Annotated in this window: 26 protein-coding genes; 6 read left to right on the top strand and 20 right to left on the bottom strand. The window is 62.8% G+C overall.

Annotated features, from left to right (window positions below; all coding sequences use genetic code 11):
- Positions 1-47: 47 nt before the first annotated feature.
- Complete coding sequence (locus tag C9427_RS12380; RefSeq protein WP_107649445.1) at positions 48-605, top strand: SH3 domain-containing protein; 558 nt, start codon at positions 48-50, stop codon at positions 603-605.
- A gap of 39 nt (positions 606-644) precedes the next feature.
- On the opposite strand, the gene C9427_RS12375 is transcribed toward C9427_RS12380, so the two are convergent.
- Entirely contained in the window at positions 645-1,013 is a 369-nt protein-coding gene (locus C9427_RS12375) for a DUF4260 domain-containing protein (RefSeq protein ID WP_107649444.1), read from the bottom strand.
- A gap of 10 nt (positions 1,014-1,023) precedes the next feature.
- Positions 1,024-1,455, bottom strand: a complete 432-nt coding sequence (gene irrA, locus C9427_RS12370; RefSeq protein ID WP_006337949.1) for an iron response transcriptional regulator IrrA — start codon at positions 1,453-1,455, stop codon at positions 1,024-1,026.
- 345 nt (positions 1,456-1,800) lie between these two features.
- Between irrA and fabA the strand changes: the two genes are divergently transcribed.
- The 4 genes from fabA (at position 1,801) to C9427_RS12350 (ending at position 6,025) form a co-directional block, all read left to right on the top strand.
- Complete coding sequence (fabA, locus tag C9427_RS12365; RefSeq protein WP_107649443.1) at positions 1,801-2,319, top strand: 3-hydroxyacyl-[acyl-carrier-protein] dehydratase FabA; 519 nt, start codon at positions 1,801-1,803, stop codon at positions 2,317-2,319.
- 31 nt (positions 2,320-2,350) lie between these two features.
- Positions 2,351-3,571: a beta-ketoacyl-ACP synthase I gene (gene fabB, locus C9427_RS12360; protein ID WP_107649442.1), complete on the top strand. Its 1,221-nt coding sequence runs from the start codon at positions 2,351-2,353 to the stop codon at positions 3,569-3,571.
- Positions 3,572-3,586: 15 nt separating this feature from the next.
- Complete coding sequence (gene fabI / locus C9427_RS12355; RefSeq protein WP_107649441.1) at positions 3,587-4,399, top strand: enoyl-ACP reductase FabI; 813 nt, start codon at positions 3,587-3,589, stop codon at positions 4,397-4,399.
- Positions 4,400-4,483: 84 nt separating this feature from the next.
- Entirely contained in the window at positions 4,484-6,025 is a 1,542-nt protein-coding gene (locus C9427_RS12350; protein ID WP_107649440.1) for a putative bifunctional diguanylate cyclase/phosphodiesterase, read from the top strand.
- Positions 6,026-6,037: 12 nt separating this feature from the next.
- Here C9427_RS12350 and C9427_RS12345 read toward each other — a convergent pair whose 3' ends face one another.
- The 10 genes from C9427_RS12345 to rimP form a co-directional block, all read right to left on the bottom strand.
- Positions 6,038-7,051 (bottom strand): class I SAM-dependent methyltransferase, encoded by a 1,014-nt coding sequence (locus C9427_RS12345; RefSeq protein ID WP_107649439.1) that lies wholly within the window; start codon positions 7,049-7,051, stop codon positions 6,038-6,040.
- Between the two features lie 74 nt (positions 7,052-7,125).
- On the bottom strand, positions 7,126-9,273 hold the full coding sequence (gene pnp / locus C9427_RS12340) for a polyribonucleotide nucleotidyltransferase (protein ID WP_107649438.1): 2,148 nt from the start codon (positions 9,271-9,273) through the stop codon (positions 7,126-7,128).
- Positions 9,274-9,679: 406 nt separating this feature from the next.
- Complete coding sequence (rpsO, locus tag C9427_RS12335) at positions 9,680-9,949, bottom strand: 30S ribosomal protein S15 (RefSeq protein ID WP_006337962.1); 270 nt, start codon at positions 9,947-9,949, stop codon at positions 9,680-9,682.
- A 297-nt stretch (positions 9,950-10,246) separates the two neighbouring features.
- A complete protein-coding gene (gene corA / locus C9427_RS12330) occupies positions 10,247-11,341 on the bottom strand; it encodes a magnesium/cobalt transporter CorA (RefSeq protein WP_107649437.1) in 1,095 nt (364 codons plus the stop codon).
- A 45-nt stretch (positions 11,342-11,386) separates the two neighbouring features.
- A complete protein-coding gene (truB, locus tag C9427_RS12325) occupies positions 11,387-12,367 on the bottom strand; it encodes a tRNA pseudouridine(55) synthase TruB (RefSeq protein ID WP_107649436.1) in 981 nt (326 codons plus the stop codon).
- Positions 12,367-12,804, bottom strand: coding sequence for a 30S ribosome-binding factor RbfA (gene rbfA / locus C9427_RS12320; RefSeq protein ID WP_107649435.1), 438 nt, complete (start codon positions 12,802-12,804; stop codon positions 12,367-12,369). The genes truB and rbfA overlap by 1 nt, the downstream gene beginning before the upstream one ends.
- Positions 12,805-12,993: 189 nt before the next feature.
- Positions 12,994-15,564, bottom strand: a complete 2,571-nt coding sequence (gene infB / locus C9427_RS12315) for a translation initiation factor IF-2 (protein ID WP_107649434.1) — start codon at positions 15,562-15,564, stop codon at positions 12,994-12,996.
- Positions 15,561-16,211, bottom strand: a complete 651-nt coding sequence (locus C9427_RS12310; protein ID WP_107649433.1) for an RNA-binding protein — start codon at positions 16,209-16,211, stop codon at positions 15,561-15,563. The genes infB and C9427_RS12310 overlap by 4 nt, the downstream gene beginning before the upstream one ends.
- A 38-nt stretch (positions 16,212-16,249) precedes the next feature.
- Positions 16,250-17,845, bottom strand: a complete 1,596-nt coding sequence (gene nusA, locus C9427_RS12305) for a transcription termination factor NusA (protein WP_107649432.1) — start codon at positions 17,843-17,845, stop codon at positions 16,250-16,252.
- A 46-nt stretch (positions 17,846-17,891) separates the two neighbouring features.
- Entirely contained in the window at positions 17,892-18,539 is a 648-nt protein-coding gene (rimP, locus tag C9427_RS12300) for a ribosome maturation factor RimP (protein WP_107649431.1), read from the bottom strand.
- 330 nt (positions 18,540-18,869) lie between these two features.
- Between rimP and C9427_RS12295 the strand changes: the two genes are divergently transcribed.
- Positions 18,870-19,034, top strand: coding sequence for a hypothetical protein (locus C9427_RS12295; RefSeq protein WP_107649430.1), 165 nt, complete (start codon positions 18,870-18,872; stop codon positions 19,032-19,034).
- A 75-nt stretch (positions 19,035-19,109) separates the two neighbouring features.
- Here C9427_RS12295 and trmB read toward each other — a convergent pair whose 3' ends face one another.
- The 8 genes from trmB to C9427_RS12255 form a co-directional block, all read right to left on the bottom strand.
- The gene (trmB, locus tag C9427_RS12290) at positions 19,110-19,826 is read right to left on the bottom strand and encodes a tRNA (guanine(46)-N(7))-methyltransferase TrmB (protein ID WP_107649429.1); all 717 of its coding nucleotides are present in this window, start codon (positions 19,824-19,826) and stop codon (positions 19,110-19,112) included.
- An 11-nt stretch (positions 19,827-19,837) separates the two neighbouring features.
- Positions 19,838-21,115: a methionine adenosyltransferase gene (gene metK / locus C9427_RS12285; protein WP_107649428.1), complete on the bottom strand. Its 1,278-nt coding sequence runs from the start codon at positions 21,113-21,115 to the stop codon at positions 19,838-19,840.
- Between the two features lie 352 nt (positions 21,116-21,467).
- Entirely contained in the window at positions 21,468-21,887 is a 420-nt protein-coding gene (locus C9427_RS12280; RefSeq protein WP_107649427.1) for a helix-turn-helix domain-containing protein, read from the bottom strand.
- A gap of 141 nt (positions 21,888-22,028) precedes the next feature.
- Positions 22,029-23,621 (bottom strand): apolipoprotein N-acyltransferase, encoded by a 1,593-nt coding sequence (lnt, locus tag C9427_RS12275; protein ID WP_107649426.1) that lies wholly within the window; start codon positions 23,619-23,621, stop codon positions 22,029-22,031.
- A 93-nt stretch (positions 23,622-23,714) separates the two neighbouring features.
- On the bottom strand, positions 23,715-24,185 hold the full coding sequence (locus C9427_RS12270) for a VOC family protein (RefSeq protein ID WP_107649425.1): 471 nt from the start codon (positions 24,183-24,185) through the stop codon (positions 23,715-23,717).
- A gap of 14 nt (positions 24,186-24,199) precedes the next feature.
- The gene (locus tag C9427_RS12265) at positions 24,200-25,273 is read right to left on the bottom strand and encodes a hemolysin family protein (protein WP_097574343.1); all 1,074 of its coding nucleotides are present in this window, start codon (positions 25,271-25,273) and stop codon (positions 24,200-24,202) included.
- 27 nt (positions 25,274-25,300) lie between these two features.
- Positions 25,301-25,807 carry an rRNA maturation RNase YbeY gene (gene ybeY / locus C9427_RS12260; protein WP_107649424.1) on the bottom strand — a complete coding sequence of 169 codons (507 nt, stop codon included), beginning with the start codon at positions 25,805-25,807 and terminating at the stop codon, positions 25,301-25,303.
- 17 nt (positions 25,808-25,824) lie between these two features.
- Positions 25,825-26,817: a PhoH family protein gene (locus C9427_RS12255; protein ID WP_245437063.1), complete on the bottom strand. Its 993-nt coding sequence runs from the start codon at positions 26,815-26,817 to the stop codon at positions 25,825-25,827.
- Positions 26,818-26,823 lie beyond the last annotated feature (6 nt).

The raw sequence follows: 26,823 nt of genomic DNA, 5'->3' as shown, positions 1-26,823 counted from the left end.
GAAAAAGGGGCGCCGGGGCCGATGGGCGAGCGCCGAAAGGAACGAAAGTGTCTGGTTTCGCGTCGCTCCGCCTGACCATTTGCGCAGCATTTCTCGGCGCTCTGCTCTACACCCCTGTTGCGGCGGCGCAAAGTGCGGCAGCACCCGCACAGACGATCACGCTCGGGCCGAGCGGCCTGCCGCTGCCGCGCTTCGTCAGCCTGAAATCAGGCCGCGTCAACTCCCGCGTCGGACCAGGCGTCAACTACTCCGTCGACTGGATGTACATGAAGCCTGGCCTGCCGATGGAAATCATCCAGGAATTCGATACCTGGCGTCGCGTGCGCGACGCCGACGGCTCGGAAGGCTGGATCAACCAGTCGCTGCTCTCGGGCCGCCGCACGGCGATCGTGGCGCCCTGGCAGCGCGGCAAGGGTGGCCGAATCAACCTTCTCGACGACCCGGAGAAGGGTGCCAGCGTCGTCGCCATCGTCGAGCCCGGCGTGATGGGCACGATCAAGTCCTGCGACGGCCAGTGGTGCGAGATGACTTTCGACGGCCACACCGGCTGGCTCGCCCAGTCACTCGTCTGGGGCGCCTATCCGGGCGAGCGGGTCAAGAACTGACCAAACTCGGATCCATCCCGACAGATCGGGGTATGATCTCTATCTTCTTGCCCTGCCGATGCGCCCGAGATGAGTGTCCTGGAACCCGCTCGGCAATTTCAGGCCGTACCCAAGCGCACGGTCGATGGCGATATGGACGATCCAGATGAGTGCAACCGCCGTCGCCGTCGAATTGGCGAAGACATATCCGGCAATTGCCAGGATCAGCGGGACGATCAATATGTGCAGGGCGTTGTAAGCGATGGCGCCGACGCGCGGCCCAGCCAGATACCCCAGCATCGACAGATCTGGCACCAGGATGAGCAGCACAAACAGCCACCAGGAAACGCCGGTCATCGTGTAGAGAACGACCGCCATTACCGTGACGGCGATCCATTCAAGCCTGATCGCCAGATCGACTGATTTCATTGGGAATTGGTCAATCGCAGCGTTTGGGGCGCAGCCTCACCACGATGTCGACATTGGCGATCTCCATGCCTTCCGGCGGCTCCGGCAGGTTGGAAACCGTGACGGGACCGCTGGCGATGTCGAAGATCCTGTTTTCGCCTTCGATGTAGAAATGATGATGGTCGGAGGTGTTGGTGTCGAAATAGGTCTTCGACCCTTCGACGGCGAGGATGCGCAGAAGGCCAGCCTGGGTGAATTGGTGCAGGGCATTGTAGACGGTGGCCAGCGACACCGGCACGCCGGCGGCGATCGCCTCCTCGTGCAGTTCCTCCGCCGACAGATGACGGTCGCCCTTGGCGAAAAGCAGATCGGCCAGCGCAATGCGCTGACGCGTCGGCCTCAGGCCGGCTTCGCGAACCCGCTTGTCCACAGCGACATTTTCCTTCCGGCAGCCCAGATCCATCGATTCGTCGAAGCTCTCAGTTCCGCCCCAAGACGTGCCCAGAATGGCAAGAAACCCATATCGGCCGAAGCTGGACACCTCCTGACATATATTCTGTCGGCCGAATACGATCAATAGAGCGAAGTGCGTCCTGTTGGACGCACAAAAATACGCTCTATCACTTTCTTAGCCTCGCATCGTGCTTTCCGGAAATCGATTCCGATTTCCGGGCCGATGCGACCGCGCGCATTGACCCGGGCAGACGGGCAGGTTAAGCGCAGACGCCGGTTTCCGGCCTGAAACAGATTGTGTTAGGAAACCAACGACAAGGGCACCTACCGCCCGGGATGATTACGGGGACGATTGATGGCGGGTTCGAAATCCAGCTACGAATACGAGGAATTGCTTGCCTGCGCCCGTGGCGAGCTGTTCGGAGCAGGAAACGCCCAGCTCCCCTATCCGCCGATGCTGATGTTCGACCGCATCACCGAGATCAGCGAGACGGGCGGCGCCTTCGACAAGGGCTTCATCCGCGCCGAATTCGACATCAAGCCTGACCTCTGGTTCTTCGCTTGCCACTTCATCGGCAATCCGATCATGCCGGGGTGCCTCGGCCTCGATGCCATGTGGCAGCTGACGGGATTCTACCTCGGCTGGCTCGGCGAGCCGGGCAAGGGAATGGCGCTGTCGACCGGCGAGGTGAAGTTCAAGGGAATGGTCACGCCATCGGTCAAGAAGGTGGAGTATGGCGTGGACTTCAAGCGTGTGATGCGCGGGCGGCTGGTGCTTGGCATTGCCGATGGCTGGCTGAAAGCGGATGGCGAGCCCATATACGCGGCAACGGATCTCAAAGTGGGTCTGTCGAAGCAATCGGCGGTCTCCTGACCGTCACCGGACACTCTGGAAGGAGCAGCCCATGAGACGGGTCGTAGTAACAGGCCTCGGCATCGTGTCGTCGATCGGCAACAATGCCAACGAGGTGCAGGCCTCGCTCCACGATGCCAAATCCGGCATCAGCTTCTCCGATTCCTTCGCCGAGCACGGCTTCCGCTGCCAGGTCTGGGGAGCGCCGACGCTGGACCCCTCGGCCATGATCGATCGCCGGGCCATGCGTTTCCTGTCGCAAGGAGCCGCCTGGAACCATGTCGCCATGGATCAGGCGATCGCGGATGCCGGGCTTGGCGAGAACGACATCACCAATGAACGCACCGGCATCGTCATGGGGTCTGGCGGACCGTCGACCCGAACCATCGTCGAGGCCGCCGAGACCACCCTCAAGAACGGCAGCCCCAAGCGCATCGGCCCGTTCGCGGTGCCGAAGGCGATGTCGTCGACCGCCTCGGCGACGCTCGCCACCTGGTTCAAGATCCACGGCGTCAACTATTCGATCTCCTCGGCCTGCTCGACCTCGGCGCATTGCATCGGCAATGGGTACGAGCTGATCCAGTGGGGCAAGCAGGACATGGTCTTCGCCGGCGGGCATGAGGATCTCGACTGGACGATGTCGGACCTGTTCGATGCGATGGGCGCCATGTCGTCGAAATACAACGACAGGGCATCGGTCGCGTCCCGCGCCTACGATGTCGATCGCGATGGTTTCGTCATTGCCGGCGGCGCCGGCGTGCTGGTTCTGGAAGAGCTCGAACATGCCAAGGCGCGCGGCGCCAAGATCTATGCCGAGATCGTCGGCTACGGCGCGACCTCCGACGGCCACGACATGGTGGCGCCTTCGGGCGAAGGTGCGGTGCGCTGCATGCGGCAGGCGATCGCGACCGTCTCTTCGCCGATCGACTACATCAACACGCACGGCACCTCGACGCCGGTCGGCGATTCCAAGGAAATGGGCGCGATCCGCGAGGTGTTCGGCGAAAAGATGCCTTTCATCACCTCGACGAAATCGCTGACCGGCCATTCGTTGGGCGCGGCCGGCGTGCAGGAATCGATCTATTCGATCCTGATGATGCAAGGCGGCTTCATCGGCGAAAGCGCCCATATCGAGAACCTCGACCCTGAATTCGAGGGCATGCCGATCGTGCGAAAGCGCATCGATAACGCCAGTATCGACACTGTTTTGTCCAATTCGTTCGGTTTCGGTGGCACCAACGCAACGCTGGTTTTCCAGCGCTATTCCGCATAAGGGATTTCGCCGGCCATGGACGGATTGATGAAGGGCAAGCGCGGGCTTGTCATGGGTGTCGCCAACGACCACTCGATCGCTTGGGGCATCGCCAGGAAATTGTCCGAACATGGGGCGGAGCTCGCTTTCACCTATCAGGGCGAAGCGTTCGGGCGGCGGGTCAAGCCGCTCGCCGACAGGCTTGGCGCATCCCTGGTGGTGCCTTGCGATGTCGAGGACAGCGCATCGGTCAGCGCCACCTTCGAGACTTTGGGCAAGGAATGGGGCGGGCTGGACTTCGTCGTCCATGCCATCGGCTTTTCCGACAAGAATGAGCTCAAGGGCCTTTACGCCGACACCAGCCGCGACAATTTCATCCGCACCATGGTCATCTCCTGCTACTCTTTCACCGAGATCGCCCGCCACGCCGCCAGGCTGATGGGGGACAGCGGCTCGATGATCACGCTGACTTATGCGGGCTCCGTCCGCGTCATGCCGAATTACAACGTCATGGGCGTCGCCAAGGCCGGGTTGGAGGCCAGCGTTCGCTATCTCGCCAATGACTACGGCCCCCGCGGCATCAGGGTGAACGGCATATCGGCGGGACCGGTGCGGACACTGGCCGGCGCCGGCATTTCCGATGCACGCCACATGTTTTCCTACCAGCAGCGCAACTCGCCGCTACGCCGCACCGTGACCATCGACGAGGTTGGCGGCTCCGCGCTCTATCTCCTGTCCGACCTGTCGTCGGGCGTCACCGGCGAAATCCACTACGTCGATTCCGGCTATCACATCGTCTCCATGCCGACACTCGACGAATTGAAGCAGACTGACGACGGTAAGGACTAGCAGGTCCAGTAAAATTATTAATATTCGCTGCAACTAATTTTAAGGATGTGTCCGCTAGAAGGTCCCGTTACTGGGGACTTTGTAATGGCTGTTGCTGGCAATCCGACGCGAACACCGATATTCCGATTGCTCACCATTGCCAGTTCGGGCATCGGCAGTTTCATCCTCGGGCTGTGGGGCCTCAGGTTCGGTTTCGGCGACAGCCTTGCCGGCGTGCAGACCGGAACGATGATCGGCATCATCGCGGCACTTTGCGCGCTCGCTTCGGCGGGAGCAGCGTTGTCCTTCTTTGCCGGCGTCGATGAATCGGCGGACTATGTCTTCAAGGAAACCCATCTCGACAAGCTGACCGGCCTGCTGGCGCGCCCGGCAATGGTCGGCAGGATAGCCGACGCCGCATCCGCGACCATGAAAACCGGCGAACCGGTGTTTCTCATCGACATCGATATCGACCGTTTCAAGCAGATCAACGACGCGATCGGCTACAGCCAGGGCGACGAGCTGATCAGCGCCTTCACCAGCCGGTTGAAGGCATCCATGCCGGAGGGCGCGGTGATCGGGCGCATCGGCGCTGGCGAGTTCGCCGTGCTCATTACCGACCGGCAGATAGAGGGGCCGCTGGAAAGCGCCGTTGAAAAGCTCATCGAGAAGATGATGGAGCCCTACCAGCTCGGCTCCCACCTGCAATCGGTCAGCCTGTCGGTGGGCATCGTGGCCATGCCGAAGGATGGCGTCGATCCCGTGCTCGTCCTGCGCCGGTCCAATCTGGCGCTGCAGAATGCGCGCGCCAGCGGGGTAGGCAATTGGTCGGTCTTCCATTCCGACATGGGCCAGGTCGCGGATTATCGCCAGTGGATCGAATCGGAATTGCACATCGCCTTCGATCGCGGCGATTTCGATCTCCACTACCAGCCGCAACTCGACCTTCCGAGCGGCCGTATCGTCGGCTATGAGGCGCTGATCCGCTGGCGGCATCCCGAACGCGGCATGATCGCGCCCATGGAATTCATCCCGATCGCCGAGGAAACCGGCATGATCGGCCCGATCGGCGAATGGGTGCTGCGCAAGGCCTGCAGCGATGCCCGCCATCTGCCCGAAGACTGCTTTGTTGCCGTCAACATCTCGCCGGTCCAGTTCATGACCAAGGATTTCGTCGGCATCGTGCGCGATACGATGGCGAGCACCGGCATCCGGCCGTCACGGCTGGAGCTGGAAGTCACCGAGACGGCGATGATGCAGGACCGCGACCGCGCCGCCACGATCCTGCGGCAGCTTGCCGAGATGGGCATCTCGGTCGCCGTCGACGATTTCGGCACCGGCTATTCCAATCTCAGCTATCTGATCGATTTCTCATTCGGCAAGCTGAAGATCGACCGTTCCTTCGTCAGCCGCATCGACACCGATGCGAGCTCCGGTGCGGTGGTTTCGACCATTGTCGGGCTCTCGCGGGCGCTCGGCGTCAGCATCATCGCCGAAGGCGTCGAGACCGAAAACCAGGCGACGCTGCTCAGGGCAGCCGGGTGCGAAGTGGTGCAAGGCTTTCTGTACGGACGGCCAGCGCCGCTCAAGATCGAGTTTGCTGAAGCGCTCACTGCCCGCGAACAGCGCGTCGCCAACCTGAACTGAATTTTGCTTTCCTTAACGCCGCGCGGCGAAGACTTTGAACATGCCGTCGCGGGCGAGTTCGGCGTGGCTGGAGAAGGCGGCTGCCAACACCGGCTCGTAGGGCAGCTGACGGTTTGCCACTATGAACAGCCGCCCGCCCGGTTTCAGCGCCTTCGCCGCTGCGCGGATCATGCCGGCGCCGATTTCCGGTTCGGCGGCCCGGCTGCGGTGGAAGGGCGGGTTCATGACGATTGCGTCGTAGCGGCGCTCGACCGGTTCGCTCAGCAAATCAATCCAGAAGAAGCGCGGTTCAACGGTGCCTTTGCCGACATTGCGCTTTGCCGCTTCGAGCGAGGCGAAGTCCGCCTCGTAAAGGTCGAGCCCCGATATGCCAGGCGAGCGTGCCGCCACCTCGGCCGCCACATAGCCCCAGCCGGCGCAGAAATCGGCGATGTTGCCACGTAGGTCCACGGGCAGGTTTTCCACGAGCAATCTGGAGCCGTTATCGACCTTGTCGAAGGAGAACATACCCGGCGCAGTGTGGAAACGGCCCTCTAACACAAGGTCCGGATTGCCGGCGCGAAGCGCTGCCGCGACCTCTGCGGCGGCCGCCCGGCGAAACCAGAAGGCGATGCCGTGATGTTTCGGCAGATGACCGTCGAGTGGCACAAACTCGTCGATGCGCTTGCGAAGGCTGGCAATGCCGTCGTCCTTGCCACCGGCAACCACGATCAATCCGTTTGATGCCACGCGCTCCAGCGCCTCGGCGATGCGCAATTCGTTTTGTCCCCGATGACGGCCGGCAAGGATCAGCGCCATGTCAAATGCGCTGCCTTCGGCTTGCGGAGCGACGCTGAAACCCGAAGCCTGCAAGGCGCGAAAATGCGGCCGGAAACCCTGCACGAGATGGAGCGCTGCCTCAAAGCCTTCGGGCAAACGAAAGCCGGGCTCCGCACCCAGAAAGAGCACACGCTCTCCCTTTCGCGGCAAGGCGATCGCCTCGGCCTCGAACGGATGGAACAGCGTCTTCAGCGGCTCGACGGACATTCTTCGATCTCATGTCTTAAACGAAAACGGGCGCGACATGTGCCGCGCCCGTTTCAACTTCATTGTATGACAGTTCAGGCGGCGTTTTCTTCGCCTTCGGCCTTCTTGTCGCGAGCGATTTCCTTGCCGGTGGCCTGGTCGACGACCTTCATCGACAGGCGGACCTTGCCGCGCTCGTCGAAGCCCATCAGCTTGACCCAGACCTTGTCGCCTTCCTTAACGACATCTGAGGTCTTGGCGACCCGGTCGTTGGCAAGCTGCGAGATGTGGACGAGGCCGTCACGCGGACCGAAGAAGTTGACGAAAGCGCCGAAGTCGGCGGTCTTGACGACCGTGCCTTCGTAGATCTCGCCGACTTCCGGCTCGGCGACGATGGTGTGGATCCACTTCTTCGCCGCCTCGATTTCCTTGGCGTTGGACGAAGCGATCTTGACCGTGCCATCGTCCTCGATATTGATCTTGGCGCCGGTCTTCTCGACGATCTCGCGGATGACCTTGCCGCCCGAGCCGATCACGTCGCGGATCTTGTCGGTCGGGATGTGCATGACCTCGATGCGCGGCGCGAACTCACCGAGTTCGGGGCGGGCGCCGGTCAGGGCATGAGCCATTTCGCCGAGGATATGCTGGCGGCCATCCTTGGCCTGGTCCAGCGCGATCTTCATGATCTCCTCGGTGATGCCCTCGATCTTGATATCCATCTGCAGCGAGGTGATGCCGTTGGCGGTGCCGGCGACCTTGAAGTCCATGTCGCCGAGGTGATCTTCGTCACCCAGGATGTCTGACAGAACCGCGAAGCGCTCGCCTTCCTTGATCAGGCCCATGGCGATACCGGCAACGGGCTTGGCCAGCGGCACACCGGCATCCATCAGCGCCAGCGAGGTGCCGCAGACGGTGGCCATCGACGACGAGCCGTTGGACTCGGTGATCTCCGAGACCACGCGCAGCGTGTAGGGGAACTGGTCGGCGCTCGGCAGCATCGGACGAATGGCGCGCCAGGCGAGCTTGCCATGGCCGATTTCGCGGCGGCCCGGCGAACCCATGCGGCCGGTCTCACCGACGGAATAGGGAGGGAAGTTGTAGTGCAGGAGGAACTTCTCCTTGTACATGCCGGTCAGCGAATCGACATACTGCTCGTCCTCGCCGGTGCCGAGCGTGGCAACGACCAGCGCCTGGGTTTCGCCGCGGGTGAACAGCGCCGAACCGTGGGTGCGCGGCAGGACGCCGACTTCGGAGACGATCTTGCGAACCGTCTTCAGGTCGCGGCCGTCGATGCGCGAGCCGGTGTCGAGGATGTTCCAGCGCACGACCTTGGCCTGGAGCTCCTTGAACACGCTGCCGATCTGCTCGGAGGTGTACTTGGCCTCTTCGCCTTCGGCCGGCGCGAACGCGGCCTTGACCTTCGCCTTGACGGCGTCGACGGCGGCATAGCGCTTCTGCTTGTCGGTGATCTTGTAGGCGTCGCGGAGCTCGTCGCCGACGATCTTCAGCATCTCGGCTTCGAGCGCCGAATAGTCCGGCGCGGTGAAATCGCGCGGGTCCTTGGCGGCGACTTCGGCCAGCTTGATGATCGCGTCGATCACCGGCTGGAAGCCCCTGTGGCCGAACATGACGGCGCCGAGCATCAAATCCTCGCCGAGTTCCTTGGCTTCGGACTCGACCATCAGCACGGCGTCGGCGGTGCCGGCGACGACGAGGTCAAGCTTGGATTCCTGCATCTCGTCGACATGCGGGTTGAGAACGTATTCACCGTTGATGTAGCCGACGCGGGCGCCGCCGACAGGTCCCATGAAGGGCACGCCGGAAAGCGTCAGGGCCGCCGAAGTGGCGACGATCGACAGGATGTCAGGATCGTTCTCGAGGTCGTGCTGGACGACGGTGACGACGATCTGCGTGTCGTTCTTGTAGCCGTCGGCGAAAAGCGGGCGGATCGGGCGGTCGATCAGGCGGGAAACCAGCGTTTCCTTCTCGCTCGGACGGCCTTCGCGCTTGAAATAACCACCCGGGATCTTGCCGGCGGCGTAGGTCTTTTCCTGGTAGTTGACGGTCAGCGGGAAGAAATCGAGGCCGGGCTTCGGCTCCTTCATCGAAACGACGGTGGCGAGAACCTTGGTTTCGCCGTAAGTGGCGAGCACGGCGCCGTCAGCCTGGCGCGCGATCTTGCCGGTTTCCAGGATGAGCGGGCGACCGCCCCATTCGATTTCCACTTTGTGGTGATTGAACATGTCTTGTCCTTACTATGCGGAAAGGGCCGCGCCGTTTCAGCGTGCGCGGATGCCCTTTCCCTGGCTTCCTTTCTCGGGCAGCCACGGGCAAGACAACGGGAAGCTCGGGTAGTCCGGCACGATGGCCGCAACGAGCGTCCTGCAATCCTGCCCCATGACCGTCCATGGGCGGTTTCGAATGGCCCTCTGCTGTCTCGAAACCGGGTCTGGCCAATCGATCCGACTGGCCTTGCGCGTGACCCCGAAAACCACGGCTTTCGGCAAGCGTCATGCGCAAATTCAATTTTCAGAGCGTCCTTTGCCCATCAGATCGAGGCGCGGCGCTCTGTTCCTTCATTTGAGCAACATCCGACACTCAAATGCGCGACCGGCGGGCTCTCCCAAGGAAAGCCCGCCGGCCAATTCGTCAACGGCGCAGACCGAGCTTCTCGATCAGCGTCTGATAGCGCGCGTCATCCTTGCGCTTGAGATAGTCAAGCAGGCTGCGGCGTTGGGAGACGAGAGCGAGCAGACCACGTCGGGAATGGTTATCCTTCTTGTGGTCCTTGAAATGGTCGGTCAGGTTCTTGATGCGCTCGGAAAGGATGGCCACCTGGACTTCCGGAGACCCGGTGTCGCCCTTGGCGGTTGCGAATTCACCCATCAGTTCCTTCTTGCGCTCGGCAGTAATCGACATCGTGTTTTTCCTTATCTGTTTGAGGAAACGGGTCGCCCTCAGCCGGGATGTCGTCCAGCAGGGGCCGGTGCAAGCAAGGCGTCAGAGCGCGATGCTGCGGCGCATATAGTGCAATTCCCCGGAAAACACCAGCCCAATTCACAAGCCGGCTTTCGCGCGGCTTTCGCGAGAGAAACGAAGACTTTCAAGCTGACGTTGATGCATGGCGCGCAAAAGTGCGCAACGGTTTTGGGATAACGACATGCATCAAACAAGAATTTAAAGCGCATCGCATGAATCTGTTCAACCTGACGCGCTTTAAAGCCACTTCTTCCATTTGAAGAAGGCGACGAGAGAAAACGCGACAAACAACATGAAGACGAGCGCGACCGGATAACCATAGTGAGCCTTCAGCTCCGGCATGTTCCATGGCGAGCTCTCAGGATCGAAATTCATCCCCCACACGCCGACGAGGAAGGTGAGCGGCATGAAGATGACGGAGACGATGGTAAGATAGGAGATGACGTCGTTGGTGCGCGCCTGGCTCAGCGACAGATGCATCTCGATCAGGCCGGTCAGCATGTCGCGCTGGGTCTCGACCAGTTCGATCAGCCGAAGCGAATGATCGAGCGTGTCATTGAGGAAGACCTTGGTCTCGGCCTTCACATAGGGCACGTCGTTGCGGATCAACGTCGCCAGCGCATCGCGCATCGGCCAGAGCACGCCCTTCAGCACGTTGGCGTCGCGCCGCAATTCGTGCAGTTGCCGCATCTGGTGCTTGTGCGGCGTGTGCAGCATCTGGTCCTCGATGCTGTCGACTATTTGGCCAGCGGTCTCTATCGGGGGGAAATAGCTGTCGACGATGGCGTCGATCAGCGCATAGGCAAGGTAATCGGCGCCGCGCGAGCGCAAGCGGTTGGGCACCGAGCTTTCAATGCGCTTGCGCACGGGATCGAACGGGTCGCCTTCGCGCTCCTGGAAGGTGACGACGAAGTTCTTGCCGAAGAAGACAGCGATCTGCTCGTAGCGATGCGCCGTGACATCGTCGATCATCCTGACGACAACGAAAGCATGGTCCTCGAAGAAATCCACCTTCGGCCGCTGGCCGGTGTTGACGACATCCTCCAGCGCCAGCGGATGCAGGCTGAAGGTCCGGCCGATCTCCTCGATCAGCGGGATGTTGGCAAGGCCGGTGCAGTCCAGCCAGATGACCGGCCAATTGTCGCAATGTGTGTTGAGATCGTCGATGCTGGCATTTTCGATCGTCTCGAACTTGTCGGGAGCGATCAATGTCAGCCGCAGTTCGGACCGGCGGGCCGCGGGATCTGCAATCAGCGTGCCGGGCGAAGCGCCGACCGGCGGTCGTCGCGTTACTATCGGCGCCCGCTTCTTGATCGTCTCAACCTTTGCCATAGGCCCCTCGGGTGTACTCTCTGGCCGAGATCACGATGAGAGCCGTCACCCGGCAAAGACCCGCTTCGGCTTGAACATCCCTTGCTCGATGGCGCCGATGGCGACCAGCTTGCCACGAGCGGTGGCGCAGGCTTCCTCGGCCTCCACCGGCGCGTCGCGGCCACGGATGATAACCGGATTGCCGAGCCGGATTTTCGTCGCGGCATCGTCGCTGATCGCAATCTGCGGCAGGCAATCGAGCGCCGCCGATGTGTCGACCAGAAGCGCATCGATGGCCGTGAAGTCGACCGGCAGATCGGGAGCGTCGGATGCATCATCGGCCGTATCCGGTTCCTCATCGCCCCGTTCACCGAAACGCGCTGCCTCCAATTCGGCGATGGTGACGAAGTCTTCCTGCGTGAACGGCTCGACCTCGATCCGGCGCAGCTCTGCGATGTGGCCGAAACAGCCGAGGTCGCGGCCCATGTCGCGGGCCAGCGAGCGGACATAGGTGCCCTTGCCGCATTCGACCTCGAAAATGGTGTGGTCGGCGGCGTGCTCGATGACGTCCAAGCGGCCGATTTCGATCTCCCGCGCCGGTATGTCGACGGTCTCGCCCTCCCGAGCCAAGTCGTAGGCGCGCTCGCCGGCGATCTTGATGGCCGAGAATTGCGGCGGCGTCTGCATGATGATGCCAGTGTATTTCGGCAGCAGCACCCGCACATCGGCTTCCGCCGGCCGCTGCTCGGAACTCTTCGTCACCGGACCTTCGAGGTCATCGGTCGAACGCTCCTCACCCCAGGCAACGGTGAAGCGATAGATCTTGGCGCCGTCCTGAACGTAGGGCACCGTCTTGGTCGCCTCGCCGAGCGCGATCGGCAGCATGCCGGAGGCGAGCGGGTCGAGCGTGCCGGCATGGCCGGCCTTTTCCGCCTGGAACAGCCATTTGATCTTGGAGACGGCTTCGGTCGAGCCCATGCCGACCGGCTTGTCCAGCACCAGCCAGCCGGAGACCGGCCGGCCCTTCTTCTTGCCACGGCGCGCCACTACTTTTCGTCCTCGTCGTTGCCTTTGCGCTGGCCGTCAATCCCGGCGTCGGGGCCGAGATCGCGCGCCACTTCGGGCGAGTGCAGCAATTCGTTGATCTTCTGGAAATTGTCGTAGCTGGTGTCGAGCCGGAAGCGGAATTCCGGCATGTACTTCATCTGCCGGAGCGCGCCGGAAACGCGGCCGCGCACGAATTTAGCATGCTTGTTGAGCGCTTCGACCACTGCCGCGGCATCGCCGGCGCCGAGTGGCGAGACGAAGGCTGTGGCGATCTTCAGATCGGGCGACATGCGCACTTCGGATACCGAAACCACGGCATTCTCGATCAACGGATCGATGATCTCGCCGCGCTGCAAGGTTTCCGACAGCGCATGGCGCACCTGTTCGCCGACGCGGAGCATGCGCTGGGACGGGCCTGATGTGGTTGAACGAGGCATTTTTCTTGTCCTGGAATCGTGAGGCTCGGGATGGGACCGCACCGCATGTCTCATAGCCTGATCCATGGATCAGGCTCTATCTTCTTGTCTGACCATGATCTTATCCGAAAACCGGATTCCACTTTTCGGGATCATGGCTCTAGGCGGCGGCCTTTCGACCACCGCCCGGTCATTCGACAGTCCACGAACTCAGAGCGTCCTGGTCACCATCTCGACGCGGAAGCACTCGATGACGTCGCCGACGCGCATGTCCTCGTAGTTCTGGAAGGCCATGCCGCATTCCTGGCCGCCGGGGACCTCCGAGACCTCGTCCTTGAAGCGCTTGAGGGTCTTCAGCGTGCCTTCGTGGATGACGACGTTGTCGCGGATCAGGCGCACGCCCGCGCCACGCTCGACCTTGCCCTCGGTAACACGGCAGCCGGCGATCTTGCCGACCTTGGTGATGTCGAAGATCTCGAGGATCTCGGCATTGCCGATGAAGGTCTCGCGACGCTCCGGCGAGAGCAGGCCCGAAAGCGCTGCCTTCACGTCATCGACGAGATTGTAGATGATCGAGTAGTAGCGGATCTCGATACCCGCCGCCGCGGCAGCGGCGCGCGCCTGTACATTGGCGCGGACATTGAAGCCGATAATCGCGGCCCCGGAGGTCTCCGCCAGCGACACATCGCTTTCGGTGATGCCGCCGGCACCGGCATGAACGATGCGTGCCCGCACCTCGTCGGTGCCGAGCTTGTCGAGCGCGGCATTGATCGCCTCGATCGAACCCTGCACGTCGCCCTTGATGACCAGCGGGAATTCCTTCAGCCCACTTGTCTGCAACTGCGACATCATCTGTTCGAGCGAGCCGCGCTGGCCGGCGTGCTTGGCCACCGCCTTCTCACGCGCCAGACGCTGGCGATATTCGGTGATCTCGCGGGCACGGGCCTCGTTGTTGACGACGGCGAAGCGGTCGCCGGCCAGTGGGGTTCCCTGCAGGCCGAGCACTTCCACCGGCATCGCCGGCGGCGCTTCCTTGACCTGCTCGCCGCGGTCGTTGACCAGCGCGCGCACCCGACCCCATTCGTTGCCGGCGACAAGGATGTCACCCGGCATCAGCGTGCCGGTCTGCACCAGCACGGTGGCGACGGGACCACGGCCCTTGTCGAGCTGGGCCTCGATGACGACGCCCTCGGCGGTACGATCCGGATTGGCCTTGAGGTCGAGGATTTCGGCCTGCAACAGGATCGCTTCAAGCAGCTTGTCGAGATTGGTGCCCTTGGTCGCCGACACCTCGACGTCCAGCACCTCACCGCCCATCGATTCGACGAAGACCTCGTGGCGCAGCAGTTCCGAACGCACCTTCTGCGCATCGGCTTGCGGCTTGTCGATCTTGTTGATCGCCACGATGATCGGAACGCCGGCCGCCTTGGCGTGGCTGATCGATTCGATCGTCTGCGGCATCACGCTGTCGTCGGCCGCCACCACGAGGATGGCGATATCGGTGGCCTGGGCGCCACGGGCGCGCATCGCCGTGAAGGCGGCGTGGCCGGGCGTGTCGATGAAGGTGATCTTGTGACCGTTCTTCTCGACCTGATAGGCGCCGATGTGCTGGGTGATGCCGCCGGCCTCGCCGGACACGACATTGGCGTTGCGGATGGCGTCGAGCAACGAGGTTTTGCCGTGGTCGACATGGCCCATGATCGTCACCACCGGCGGACGCGGCTCAAGATCCTCGGGACGGTCAGCGATGTTGAACAGGCCTTCCTCGATGTCGGACTCGGCGACGCGGCGGACCGTATGGCCGAATTCGGTGGCCACCAGCTCGGCCGTGTCGGCGTCGATGACGTCGCCCGGCTTCAGGATCTGGCCCTGCTTCATGAAGAACTTGACCACGTCGACGGCGCGCTCGGACATACGCTGCGCCAGTTCCTGGATGGTGATGGTTTCGGGAAGGATCACTTCGCGCATGACTTTCTCGCGCGGCTCGTTGTGCATCGCGCGCTTGAATTTCTCCTGACGCCGACGCATTGACGACAGCGAACGGGCGCGCGCATCCTCGTCGGACAGCGCCGAGTTCAACGTCAGCTTGCCACGGCGGCGATCTTCTTCGCCCTTGGTGGGCTTGGCCGGACGCGCCACTTCGGGCGTAACCAGACGGCGCACAGGAGCACCGGCGCCGGTGCGTTTCGGCTTGACGTCCTCTTCCTCGTCGGCGGTCGCCAGTTCGGCGGCCAACGGGGCGCGGCGGCGTGCCTCCTCTTCGGCACGGCGACGGGACTCGGCCTCGGTCTGCAGCCGCGCCTCTTCCTCGGCCTGACGGCGCGCGGATTCCTCGCGCTCGCGCTTGCGGCGCTCTTCATCATCGGCGCGGCGCTTGGCCTCTTCGATGGCGCGCTGGCGATCCTCGACGTCACGCACCTTCGACCCTTCCAGGGCCCGGCGGCGCGCTTCCATCTCATTGCGGGACAATTCGTTCAGCACCATGCCGCTGCGTTCGGCCTGCGGCGGAGGCGGCGGCGCCTTGGGCGCTTCCTGTACGACGGGTGCCGCCGCGACCGGCGGCTTCGGCGTGAAGACGGACACAGGAGCAGCGGCCGGCTCCGGCTTGTCGCCGGGCAGCGAGAACTTGCGCTTCTTGGTCTCGACGACGACCGACTTGGTGCGGCCGTGCGAGAAATTCTGGCGCACCGTGCCCTGTTCCATACCAGGGCGCTTCAGCGTCAAGGTCTTCTTCGGCGTAACACTCAACGTCTTGTCGTCGCCAGATTTCGTATCGCTCATTCCATATCCTCTGCGGCATCATCTTCGTCAGCAACGGCCGCAAGCATTGCCAGATCGTCCGGGGAACCGCCCCGATACCGGTCGAGCGCAACCATGCGCTTCTGGACCGCCCTGCCCGCGTCTCCCGCGAGAACGGCAGCATGTATCACATTTGTACCCCCCAATGCCAAGCTCAACTCGGCTTCGGAGAAAAGTTTGTAGGCAAGGATGGCGGGGCCACCAAGATGGACGGTTGCCCGCCGCGCCTGGTTGATCTTGCGAACCCCATCATCGGACGCCTCGGCTGCGTGGAGCACGAAAAGCGCCAGTCCGCCGCGCACCGCGCTCTCGACCTTGGTGGCGCCGAGCGCGATTGCGCCTGCCTTGCGAGCAAGGCCCAGCATACCCAAAGCGGATCTGGAAAGCAGCCCGTCGACCATGCCACCGAGTTCGGCCGGCACGGTCACTTGCGCCTTGAAGGCGCGGGCAAACAGGTTTTTCGCAGCCGCCTTGTCGATATGTAGGCGGTCGGCCGTCACCCAGCAACCACGGCCGGGCAGGTTTTTCTTGATGTCCGGAACGACGGCCGAATCCGGGCCGACGACGAAACGGATCAATTCATCCGGTTCGGCCTGTCTGCGCGTGACGATGCAGGTGCGATCGTTCATCTCGTCCAAGGGCGGGTTGTGTGCGATGCGGTTTCACCTCACGCACCAACGGCTTCGTCAGCCGGCGCTTCCTGGGCCGCAACCTCGTCCTCGGTGATCCAGCCAGCCTTGAGGCGGGCAGCCAGAACCATCTGCTCGGCATCGGCGCGCGACACACCGTGACTGGCAAGCACCCCGGGGAAAACCTTCGTCTCGCCGTCCTTGCGTTCCTTCCATCCGGTCAGATCGTCGGCGGCATAGCCGGCGAAGTCTTCGATCGTCTTCACACCATCCTCGCCGAGCGTCACCATCATGGCGGTGGTGACGCCGGGGATCTCGCGCAATTCGTCCGTCACGCCCAGCGCCTTGCGTTTCTCGTCGTGCTCGGCCTCGATCTTCTCGAGATATTCGCGGGCGCGGGTCTGGATTTCCGAAGCGGTGTCTTCGTCGAAGCCGTCGATCGACGCGATCTCGTCGGCATCGACATAGGCGACCTCCTCGACGCTGGTGAAGCCTTCGGAGGCGAGCACCTGGCCTACCATCTCATCGACGTCGAGGGCTTCCATGAACAGCGCCGAACGCTCGACGAATTCCTTCTGGCGACGTTCGCTCTCTTCCTGCTCGGTCAGGATGTCGATATCCCAGCCGGTGAGCTGCGAGGCAAGCCGCACGTTCTGGCCGCGGCGGCCGATGGCCAGCGAGAGCTGGTCGTCCGGCACCACGACCTCGATGCGCTCGGCATCCTCGTCGAGGACGACCTTGGCGACTTCCGCCGGCTGCAGCGCGTTGACGATGAAGGACGCGGCCGAAGGCGACCACGGAATGATATCGATCTTCTCGCCCTGCAATTCGCCGACCACCGCCTGGACGCGGGAACCGCGCATACCGACGCAGGCGCCGACCGGGTCGATCGATGAGTCACGCGAGATGACGGCGATCTTGGCGCGCGAACCGGGGTCGCGGGCCACCGACTTGATCTCGATGATGCCGTCATAGATCTCCGGCACTTCCATGGTGAACAGCTTGGCCATGAACTGCGGATGGGTGCGCGACAGGAAGATCTGCGGGCCGCGCTGCTCGCGACGCACGTCATAGACATAGGCGCGGACGCGATCGCCATATTTGTAGTTCTCGCGCGGGATCAGCTCGTCGCGGCGGATGATCGCCTCGCCGCGGCCAAGATCGACAATGACGTTGCCGTATTCGACGCGCTTGACCGTGCCGTTGACGATCTCGCCGATGCGGTCCTTGTATTCGTCATACTGGCGATCGCGCTCGGCCTCACGCACCTTCTGCACGATGACCTGCTTGGCCGACTGGGCGGCGATGCGGCCGAAATCCATCGGCGGCAGCTGTTCGGCGATGAAGTCGCCAAGCTGGGCATCGGGGTTGCGCTCGCGCGCCGAGGAAATGGCGATCTGCGTGGCGTAGTCGTCGACCTTCTCGACCACTTCCATCAGCCGCTGCAGCTTCATCTCGCCGGTGTTGGCGTTGATATCAGCGCGGATATTGGTCTCCTGGCCGTAGCGCGAGCGCGCGGCCTTCTGGATCGCATCGGCCATGGCGGCGATGACGATCGACTTGTCGATCGACTTTTCACGCGCGACCGCGTCGGCGATCTGCAGCAGTTCAAGCCTGTTGGCGCTTACAACCATTTCTTTTCTCCCGAGCTTGTTGCCGAGCCTTCGCCCGGCAGCCCAATCACATTTCCTGTTCGGTTTCTTCCGTGGCGTCCGCTTCCGCGCCCTCTGGCGCGTCGTCTTCGGGTTCGCCGCGGCGCTTTTTTGCTTCCTTGCGCGCCCTGTTGTCCTTCGACAGGGCATCGCGGATGAGATCGTCGGTCAGCACCAGCCGCGCATCGGCAATCGCGTCGTAGGGCACGCGCACCGTCGGCTCCTCGCCATAGGCGGCCTTGTCGCGAGCGATCAGCACGTCGTCTTCACCGGCCTCGGCGATCTTGCCCTTGAAGCGCTTGCGCTCGGCGACCAGGACCGAGGTTTCCATCTTGATCAGATGGCCGGTCCAGGTGACGAAGTCCGACTTGCGCACCAGCGGCCGGTCGATGCCGGGCGACGACACTTCGAGATGATACGCCTTTTCGATCGGATCATCGACATCGAGCGCCGGCGAAACCGCGCGACTGACCTCTTCGCAATCCTCGACGGTCATGGTGCCGTCCTCGCGTTCGGCCATGATCTGCAGCGTCAGCCCGTTCTGGCCCGACAGATGCACCCGCACCAGGCGGAAGCCGATGCCGCGCAGCACCGGCTGCACGATCAGCGCGATACGCGCATCGATGCCGCTTTCGCGGATGATGCGGTCGTCGGCCTGGCTTGCCGCTGCTGTCATTCGATCCTGTCGCTATCTTTTCCGTGACTGGCCGGCAGGTAATAAAAAAGAGCGGGACCGGGTGGACCCACTCTTCGTCATACCGACCAAGAATTTGAGGCTGATATAGACGATACCGGCCGGCGTTTCAAGTCTGCTTAGAAGTCCTGTGTGGGTCGGGCAGCAGATGGGTAGCCCGGCAATGATGCGACTGACCGAGGAGGAGACGGGCAGCCTTGCGCCTGACGCAGGGCGACCATGCAGTAACGCGGCTGTGATTGGAGGTGCGCCACACCTATCTATGTTGCATCGCACAAAGAGCGCGCGGTGGCGCGCGGAAGGTTTGATATCATGAGCAGCCGTAAACTGTTTTCCGCCATTGGCGACATCTTCACCACATTCGGCAGCGCCGTTGCCGCGTCGAGAGCCGTCGAAGCTGGCCGCAAGCCGCGCGCCGACGATCTGCGCAGGCTCGGCATGGATCCAGCCGCGTTCGACAAGATCGGCCGCTTCTGAGGCAGCCTGCTGCCGGCGTGACGCCTGGGCCAATTGGGCGTCCGAGCGTCATGCTGCGGTATTTCCGAAAAGGCGCTATTTTCTGATGAAGGTGAGATAGGCCGGCCGCCGGCCCTCGCGAATGGCCTTTGCCTCGTAGCGCGTCCCCGGCCAACCCTCATAAGGCTGATGCCAGTCGGCCGCTTCGCCGGCCTGCCAGGCGAACGCATCATGCGCCCGGCAGTTGAGCAGCGTCCAGTTCACATAGCTGTCGATATCGGAGGCAAAGCGGAATTTTCCGCCAGGCTTCAGCACGCGCGCGAAACGGTCGAGATTGAGCGGACTGACGAAGCGTCGCTTCCAGTGTTTCTTCTTCGGCCAGGGATCGGGATAGAGCAGGTCGATGCCGTCGAGCGAGGCTTGCGGCAGCCAGTCGAGCAGGCGCGTGGCGTCGTCATCATAAACCCGAAGGTTGGCAAGCGGCCGTTCCCTGACCGCCATCATCATCTTGGCCATGCCGTTGACGAAAGGCTCGACGCCGATAGAGCCGGTCGCCGGAGCCGCCGTCGCGCGATGCAAGAGGTGCTCGCCGCCGCCGAAACCGATTTCGAGGTGGATGGCGCCGACATCGGCTTCGAACAGGCTGCGCAGATCGGGCGGTGGTGCCGCCGTCAATTCGAGCCTGTATGTCCTGAAGCCGGTTTCCAGTGCCGCCTGCTGCTGCGGGCGGATGGTCTTGCCGCGCCGGCGGCCGAAAAACGCTTCGGTCGCACGGCTTGGCCGGTCTTTCGGATCCCGGTCCTTCGGGTCCATGGGCGCCGCGGTTAGGCGGCGACCGGGTCGGCGACCGCGTCCTTGAGCGCCTTGGCCAGATCGGTCTTCTCCCAGGAGAACGACCCGTCACGGCCGGCCTTGCGGCCGAAATGGCCGTAGGACGACGTCTTGGCGTAGATCGGCTTGTTAAGATCGAGGTGGCGGCGGATGCCGGACGGCGACAGGTCCATTACGCTGCGCAGAGCCTGCTCGAGCCTTGCCTCGTCGACCTTACCGGTGCCGTGCAGGTCGACATAGACCGACAATGGCTGGGCGACGCCGATGGCGTAGGAAAGCTGGATGGTGCAGCGGTCGGCGAGCTTGGCCGCCACGACGTTCTTGGCGAGGTAGCGCGCCGCATAGGCGGCGGAGCGGTCGACCTTTGTGGTGTCCTTGCCGGAGAAAGCACCACCGCCATGGGGCGCCGCGCCACCATAGGTGTCGACGATGATCTTGCGGCCGGTCAGGCCAGCGTCGCCGTCAGGGCCGCCGATGACGAACTTGCCGGTCGGGTTGATGTACCAGTTGCAATTGTCGGCGATCTTGAGATCGCCAAGCGCCTCGCGGATATAGGGTTCGACGACCTTGCGGACCTTCTGGGAATCCCAGCTCGCATCGAGATGCTGGGTCGACAGGACGATCTGCGTTGCCTCGGCCGCCTTGCCGTCGATATAGCGGACCGTGACCTGGCTCTTGGCATCCGGGCCAAGCCGGCCGGCATCGCCACTGCCCTCATGCCGCGCGGCAGCCAGCAGTTCGAGGATCTTGTGGCTGTAGTAGATCGGCGCCGGCATCAGGTCGGGCGTCTCGCGGCAGGCATAGCCGAACATGATGCCCTGGTCGCCGGCCCCTTCCTCGCCCTGGCGGTCGGACGCATTATCAACGCCCTGGCCGATATCCGGCGACTGGCCATGCAGCAGAACGTCGATCTTTGCCGTCTTCCAGTGGAACCCGGCCTGTTCGTAGCCGATTTCGCGGATGGCCTTGCGGGCGACCGATTTGAACTTCGCCGGATTGACGATCGGATGGCCGGCGGCATCCTTCAGGATGTTGCCTTCCTTGTCCTTCTTGAGCAGCGTATCGGGGACGCGCACTTCGCCGGCGATGACGACGCGGTTCGTGGTCGCCAGCGTTTCGCAGGCGACGCGGACCTTCCAGGGATCCATGCCGGTCTTCCTGGCCTCGCGATAAACCAGATCGACGATCTCGTCGGAGATACGATCACAAACCTTGTCGGGATGGCCCTCGGCAACGGATTCCGAGGTAAAGAAGTAGTTCTGCCGCGTCACGGGTGTCCCCTCTCGAAAAAGTATCGGCAGGCTGCCGATCCTGGCGCGCCACGTGTTAGCGGTGCCAGCCGCCGCTCGTCAAGCGGGGTCTCCGCCCTGGCGTGAATTTCGATGCTATTATCTTGGTATCCTGGACAGCGGGCAGGGCGCAGCCGTCGTCCCATGCTTTTTCACAGGTCGCAAGAAAAAGGGCTTTGGGGACGCGTGTCGAGCAAAACCGATCCCGTCCCGTGGTGTCTATGGAACGCGAATTCCACAATGCCCGCGACCGCGGGAATTCGCGTGCCCCGCCACAACGCCCCGGTCTTTTTCGACCTTCTCAGCGGCCTGCCAGATCAATCAACTTCCCGGATCAATCAACTTCGTCGACGGAAAGGGCTTTCACCAGCTCGATGATCTTGCGGCGAACCTTCACGTCAGCGATCTTGACGAAGGCCCGGTTGAGCTGGAGACCTTCCGGACTGCCGCAGAATTCAACGGCAAAAGTCATCGATGCGTCTTCGGCAAACCCGCGGTTACCCACGGCCTCCTGGCCCGGCGCGTCCTCGAAAAAGAAGGCGACAGGCACGCCGAGAATCGAGGCGATTGCCTGCAAGCGGCTGGCGCCGACGCGATTGGTCCCCTTTTCGTATTTCTGGATCTGCTGAAAGGTGATGCCGAGGTTCTCACCCAGCTTTTCCTGGCTCATTCCCAACATGTTGCGCCGAAGCCTGACACGACTTCCGACATGGATATCGATAGGATTCGGTTTCTTCTTGTTCTCTTCTGTCATTATTTTTCCTCGCCGAATTTTTCCGGCTTTTTCTATTTTTTTCCGCCCAACCTAATCTGGCGGCCAGTGCCCCAACACTACGACCCACCGACTTCGAGAAATTTCAGGCGCTTACAGTATGAGTTTCTAATGTGTCGACTGTCAATTCACCCGTAGCCTTTGCCTTACATTCAATGCGCATGCCGCAAGGGCAAGCAGCAACATGATCAGCATTCCGTTAATGCGTCTTTGGCCGGAGGAGACGATGGCTTGATTGGAAATCGGCACGCGGACATCTATGGCTCCGCGGGCGTCGATCGCCAGCGCGTCGACGATGCGTCCGCGCGGATCGACCACGGCGGAAATGCCGTTATTGGCTGCGCGCAAGAGGGGCACCCCGTTCTCCACCGCACGAACCTGCGCCTGTCTGAAATGCTGGTAGGGGCCAGGCGTGTCCCCGAACCACGCATCGTTCGTGACGTTCACAATAAGCTCGGCTGACGTTGCGTCAACCGCTACGAGGTCGGGAAAGATGACTTCATAGCAAATGAACGGAAGCGCACGGATGCCGCCGGGAAGCGTGATCGGATGCCGTTCATTGCCGGCCGCGAAATTCATCGGCCCGGCGACCAGCTGCTCGAGCCCGAAGCGACCGAGCAATCCGGCGAAAGGCAGATATTCTCCAAACGGCACCAGGTGAACCTTGTCGACGGCGTCTGCGATTTCGCCCTTGTCGTCGATGGCCACCACGGAATTGTAGTACCGGGCGTCGGCGCTTGCCGCCGAGCCGCCCTCCTCCCGGACGACGCCGGCGATCAGCAATTGGCCGTCGCTGAGCATATTTCCCAGCGCGGTCAGCGCATCGGGACGTTCGGTGAAAAGAAACGGCACGGAGGTTTCCGGCCACAGGATCAATTGCGGCTTGCCGTGGCCAGGCTCGGGCGTCTTGGCCGAAAGTCCCATCATGGTGGCGAAGATGCGGTCGCGCACCGAAGCGTCCCACTTCTCCGAGAGGTCGACAGCCGGCTGCACGATACGGACATCGAGACTCCGCTCAGCCGGCTTCTGCGGAGCGGCAAGCCTGACATAGCCGAAGCCGACATGGCCCGCGACGAGGACGACAAGCAATGCGGTACCCAGGCGGACATGCCGGCGCGCCGCAAGCAGGGCAGGCAGCGCGAAGACGAAGACCGCCAGCGCGTTCATGCCGACCATACCGGTCACCGACACGCTCTGCATCAGCAAGGGCACCGGCATCGCGGCGTAGCCGATCGCATTCCAGGGAAAACCGGTGAACAGGAAGCCGCGCAGCCATTCCGCCAGGGCAAAGCCGAAGGCAAGGGCTGCGATGCGGCCGATGTCGTTGCTCCACAGCAGCCGGGCAACCACAGTCGCGAAGCCGTAGAAGAAGGCGAGCGCCAGCGGAATTCCGACCACGGCGAAGGGGAGTGCCCAGGCGAAGCTGTCAGCCTCGACCAAAAGCGCCTGGCCGATCCACCACAGGCCGGCGAGGAAATAGCCGAAGCCGAACCACCAGCCGATGGCGAAAGCCGGCCGCAGACGCCTGAGCCAACCATCGGAAGCTTCGCCGGTCGCGCCATCGAGCAGCCAGACCAGCAGCGGAAACGAAACGAAACAGACGGCGAAGAAATCGTAAGGCGCCTGGGCAAGAACCGCCAGCGCCCCGGCAAGGAACGCCACCAGTGCGCGCCGCCAACCCCATAGCAGAATTATCCGGCCGGCCAGGCGCTCCATGCACATTTCCCGAGTCGCGCGAATCAGGGAGCAAGATTTATCAGGCTGCGCCCCGCGTACCAAACCCCGGGGGAGCGAAATCCGATCGAAGCGCTACCGGTGCCAGCCCTCGATCCGCAGGCCGCTCAGCCGCTCGGCTTCCTCACGTGGAACGGAGCGTATGGTCTGCGTGAACGTCCAGACATGGCCTTCGGGGTCGCGCGCCCGGTATTGCCGTTCACCGTAGAACCGGTCGGTGGGTTCCTGGACGATTTTCGCGCCGGCCGCCCGCGCTTGCTCGCAATGTGCATCCAAGCCGTCCTTCAGGCGCACATAGACCGACTGTGTGTTCTTGCCCGAGACTGAAGCCGGGCTGGCGACGTAATCGGCCCATTCGGAATCGACGATGATGTAGCAATCACCAAACCGCATTTCGGCATGGACGAGCTTTCGGTTGGCGTCGCTGACCACCATGCTCGGTTCGAAGCCGAAGGCTGCCTCAAGCCAAGCCAGTGCGGCGCGCGGGTCCTTGTAGAAGACACCCGAACCCAGGGTCGAGTGCTTGAAGGGGTCGCTGACCGTCATCAGCCAATCGGTGCTCAGGCCTGTTCGGCGCGCGCTGCGCGTCGGCGGCGCTCGCTCTTCTGGGTCTCCACGATGCGCACGCGCTTGACCCGGCGCGGATCGGCATCCAGCACATGGAATTCGAAGCCGGGTATGGCCTGCACCACCTCGCCGCGGGCCGGAACGCGGCCAAGCGTGTTGAAGATCATGCCGCCGATGGTGTCGACATATTCGCCATGCTCGCCGGCGGCGAAATCCTCGCCGATCATCTTGGTCACATCATCGATTTCAGCCTTGCCATCGACAACGAACACGCCCTCGCCGGTCTGGGTGATCATCGGCTCGTCGTCGTCATGCTCATCCTCGATGTCGCCGACGACCATCTCGACGATGTCCTCCAGCGAAGCGAGGCCGTCGGTGCCGCCATATTCGTCGATGACCAGCGCCATCTGGGTGCGCGTCGTCTGCATCCGCGCCATGAGATCGGAAGCGAGCATGGACGGTGGCACGAACAGCACGGGGCGGATCAGGTTGAGGTCACCGATGGTGCGCGCGAGATCGACCTTCGCGAGATCGAGAACCGTCGCGACCGGCGTCTTCCTGGTCGTCCTGCCCTTCTTGACGCGGGCGATCTTGGTGATATGGGCCAGCACGTCGCGGATGTGGACCATGCCGCGCGGGTCGTCGAGAGTTTCGGAATAGACCGGCATGCGGGAATGGCCCGACTGCTCGAACAACCCCAGAAGATCGCCGAGCGTCGTGGTGATCTCGACCGCCTCGATGTCGGCGCGCGGCACCATGACATCCTCGACGCGCACTTCGCGCAAGCGCAGGATGTTGTTGAGCATTGCCCGCTCGCCGGGCGAGAAAGATTCCGCATCGCTCGTCGTCTCGGCGAGCGCGCCAGCGATCTCCTCGCGCAGGCTGGTGCCATTGCGCTGCCTGAACAGGCCGAGCACACGATCGAACAGGGAAGGACCGGCAGGCGATGGCTCGCTGGCGATGCTGCCGGTCGTGGTACTCGGACTCGAGCCCTCTTCCGCCGTTTCGGAAGGCTTGGTCGCACTGCCGGCGTCGGGGCGGGCGGCAGTTTCTGGTTTGTCGTTCATCGTCGTCCGGTCAATTGGTCTTTTTAGTTACGCGTAGGGATCGGGAATGGCAAGCCTCGCAAGTGCTGAGCGCTCGATCGCTTCCATCTCCTCGGCTTCGGTGTCGGTCTCGTGGTCGTAGCCCAGCAGATGCAGCAGGCCGTGGATGACGAGATGGGTGATATGGTTGTCCAGGGGCTTGTCTTCCAGTGCCGCTTCCCGCGCCACCGTCTCGGCGGCGAGCACGATGTCGCCCAGCATCGGCGGCAGCGGACCGCCCTTGGGAAAAGGAAAAGCCGGGAAGGACAGAACATTGGTCGGCTTGTCCTTGCCGCGCCAGTTGGCATTGAGACCGCGGATATGGGCGTCGTCGGAAAAAACGATGCTGAGTTCGGAATGCCCGGCCACGCCGGTTTCGGCAAAGGCGGCCAGCACGGCGCGATCGACCAGCCGCGTCAGCGCCGCCTCGTCGGGCCAGTCTCCTGCTTCGATCGAGATATCGATGTCGGCGGGAACCGAAAAATCCCCGTCGCCGGACTTTCTGTCTTCAGCCATGCGGCCGCATCGTCACATCAGCTCTCGGCGTCCAGGCCACGCGCCAGCTTGCCGTCGCGATCGTAGGCCTTGACGATCTCGGCGACCAGCGGGTGCCTGACGACATCGCCTTCGTTGAAGCGCACCGTCACCATGCCAGTGACCCCGTCAAGGATCCTCAACGCCTCGACCAGACCCGACTTGGTGTTTGGCGGCAGGTCGATCTGGGTTGGATCGCCGGTCACGATCATGCGCGAATTCTCGCCGAGCCGGGTCAGGAACATCTTCATCTGCATCGGCGTGGTGTTCTGCGCCTCGTCGAGGATGACGGCGGCGTGCGCCAGCGTGCGGCCACGCATGAAGGCCAATGGCGCGATCTCGATCACCTCGGCGGCGATCGCGCGCTCGACCTTGTCGGCCGGCATCATGTCGTAAAGCGCGTCATAGAGCGGCCGCAGATACGGATCGACCTTCTCTTTCATGTCGCCAGGCAGGAAGCCAAGCCGTTCGCCGGCCTCGACGGCGGGGCGCGACAGCACGATGCGTTCGACCATGCCGCGTTCGAGCAGCATCGCCGCGTGCGCCACCGCCAGGAAGGTCTTGCCGGTGCCGGCCGGGCCGATGCCGAAGACAAGCTCGGACCGCTCCAGCGCGCGCATATAGGCGTCCTGGTTGAGCGAACGGGCGTAGATCGTCTTCTTGCGGGTGGATATCTGGGCCGCGGACACCTTGCCCTTGCGCTCCAGCGTCGGCAGCGTCAGTTGATCATCGGCGGCGATCGCCATGCGCACGGCGCCATCGACGTCCGACTGGCCGATGTCGACGCCTTTCTGGAGAATGCCGTAGAGATTGTCCAGGGCGCGCCGCGCCTGTTCGGCGGCCGAGGCGGACCCCTTGATGGTCAACTGGTTGCCACGCGAGCGGATGTCGACGCCGAGCTTCTGCTCAAGCCTGGCCAGATTCTCGTCGAACTGGCCGTAAAGGGCGCTGGCAAGCTTGTTGTTGTCGAAAGTCAGAACGATGTGCGCCATATCTGA

Source organism: Mesorhizobium helmanticense, assembly GCF_003034915.1.
Taxonomy (GTDB): Bacteria; Pseudomonadota; Alphaproteobacteria; order Rhizobiales; family Rhizobiaceae; genus Mesorhizobium; species Mesorhizobium helmanticense.
Note: the sequence above shows the minus strand (reverse complement) of the source record. Positions and strands in the feature narration are given on the sequence as shown.

Coding starts and splice junctions, on each gene's coding strand:
- C9427_RS12375 (WP_107649444.1), bottom strand. CDS start 1,013: ATGAAATCAGTCGATCTGGCGATCAGGCTTGAATGGATCGCCGTCACG.
- irrA (WP_006337949.1), bottom strand. CDS start 1,455: ATGGATCTGGGCTGCCGGAAGGAAAATGTCGCTGTGGACAAGCGGGTT.
- fabA (WP_107649443.1), top strand. CDS start 1,801: ATGGCGGGTTCGAAATCCAGCTACGAATACGAGGAATTGCTTGCCTGC.
- fabB (WP_107649442.1), top strand. CDS start 2,351: ATGAGACGGGTCGTAGTAACAGGCCTCGGCATCGTGTCGTCGATCGGC.
- fabI (WP_107649441.1), top strand. CDS start 3,587: ATGGACGGATTGATGAAGGGCAAGCGCGGGCTTGTCATGGGTGTCGCC.
- C9427_RS12350 (WP_107649440.1), top strand. CDS start 4,484: ATGGCTGTTGCTGGCAATCCGACGCGAACACCGATATTCCGATTGCTC.
- C9427_RS12345 (WP_107649439.1), bottom strand. CDS start 7,051: ATGTCCGTCGAGCCGCTGAAGACGCTGTTCCATCCGTTCGAGGCCGAG.
- pnp (WP_107649438.1), bottom strand. CDS start 9,273: ATGTTCAATCACCACAAAGTGGAAATCGAATGGGGCGGTCGCCCGCTC.
- rpsO (WP_006337962.1), bottom strand. CDS start 9,949: ATGTCGATTACTGCCGAGCGCAAGAAGGAACTGATGGGTGAATTCGCA.
- corA (WP_107649437.1), bottom strand. CDS start 11,341: ATGGCAAAGGTTGAGACGATCAAGAAGCGGGCGCCGATAGTAACGCGA.
- rbfA (WP_107649435.1), bottom strand. CDS start 12,804: ATGCCTCGTTCAACCACATCAGGCCCGTCCCAGCGCATGCTCCGCGTC.
- infB (WP_107649434.1), bottom strand. CDS start 15,564: ATGAGCGATACGAAATCTGGCGACGACAAGACGTTGAGTGTTACGCCG.
- C9427_RS12310 (WP_107649433.1), bottom strand. CDS start 16,211: ATGAACGATCGCACCTGCATCGTCACGCGCAGACAGGCCGAACCGGAT.
- nusA (WP_107649432.1), bottom strand. CDS start 17,845: ATGGTTGTAAGCGCCAACAGGCTTGAACTGCTGCAGATCGCCGACGCG.
- rimP (WP_107649431.1), bottom strand. CDS start 18,539: ATGACAGCAGCGGCAAGCCAGGCCGACGACCGCATCATCCGCGAAAGC.
- C9427_RS12295 (WP_107649430.1), top strand. CDS start 18,870: ATGAGCAGCCGTAAACTGTTTTCCGCCATTGGCGACATCTTCACCACA.
- trmB (WP_107649429.1), bottom strand. CDS start 19,826: ATGGACCCGAAGGACCGGGATCCGAAAGACCGGCCAAGCCGTGCGACC.
- C9427_RS12280 (WP_107649427.1), bottom strand. CDS start 21,887: ATGACAGAAGAGAACAAGAAGAAACCGAATCCTATCGATATCCATGTC.
- lnt (WP_107649426.1), bottom strand. CDS start 23,621: ATGGAGCGCCTGGCCGGCCGGATAATTCTGCTATGGGGTTGGCGGCGC.
- C9427_RS12270 (WP_107649425.1), bottom strand. CDS start 24,185: ATGACGGTCAGCGACCCCTTCAAGCACTCGACCCTGGGTTCGGGTGTC.
- C9427_RS12265 (WP_097574343.1), bottom strand. CDS start 25,273: ATGAACGACAAACCAGAAACTGCCGCCCGCCCCGACGCCGGCAGTGCG.
- ybeY (WP_107649424.1), bottom strand. CDS start 25,807: ATGGCTGAAGACAGAAAGTCCGGCGACGGGGATTTTTCGGTTCCCGCC.
- C9427_RS12255 (WP_245437063.1), bottom strand. CDS start 26,817: ATGGCGCACATCGTTCTGACTTTCGACAACAACAAGCTTGCCAGCGCC.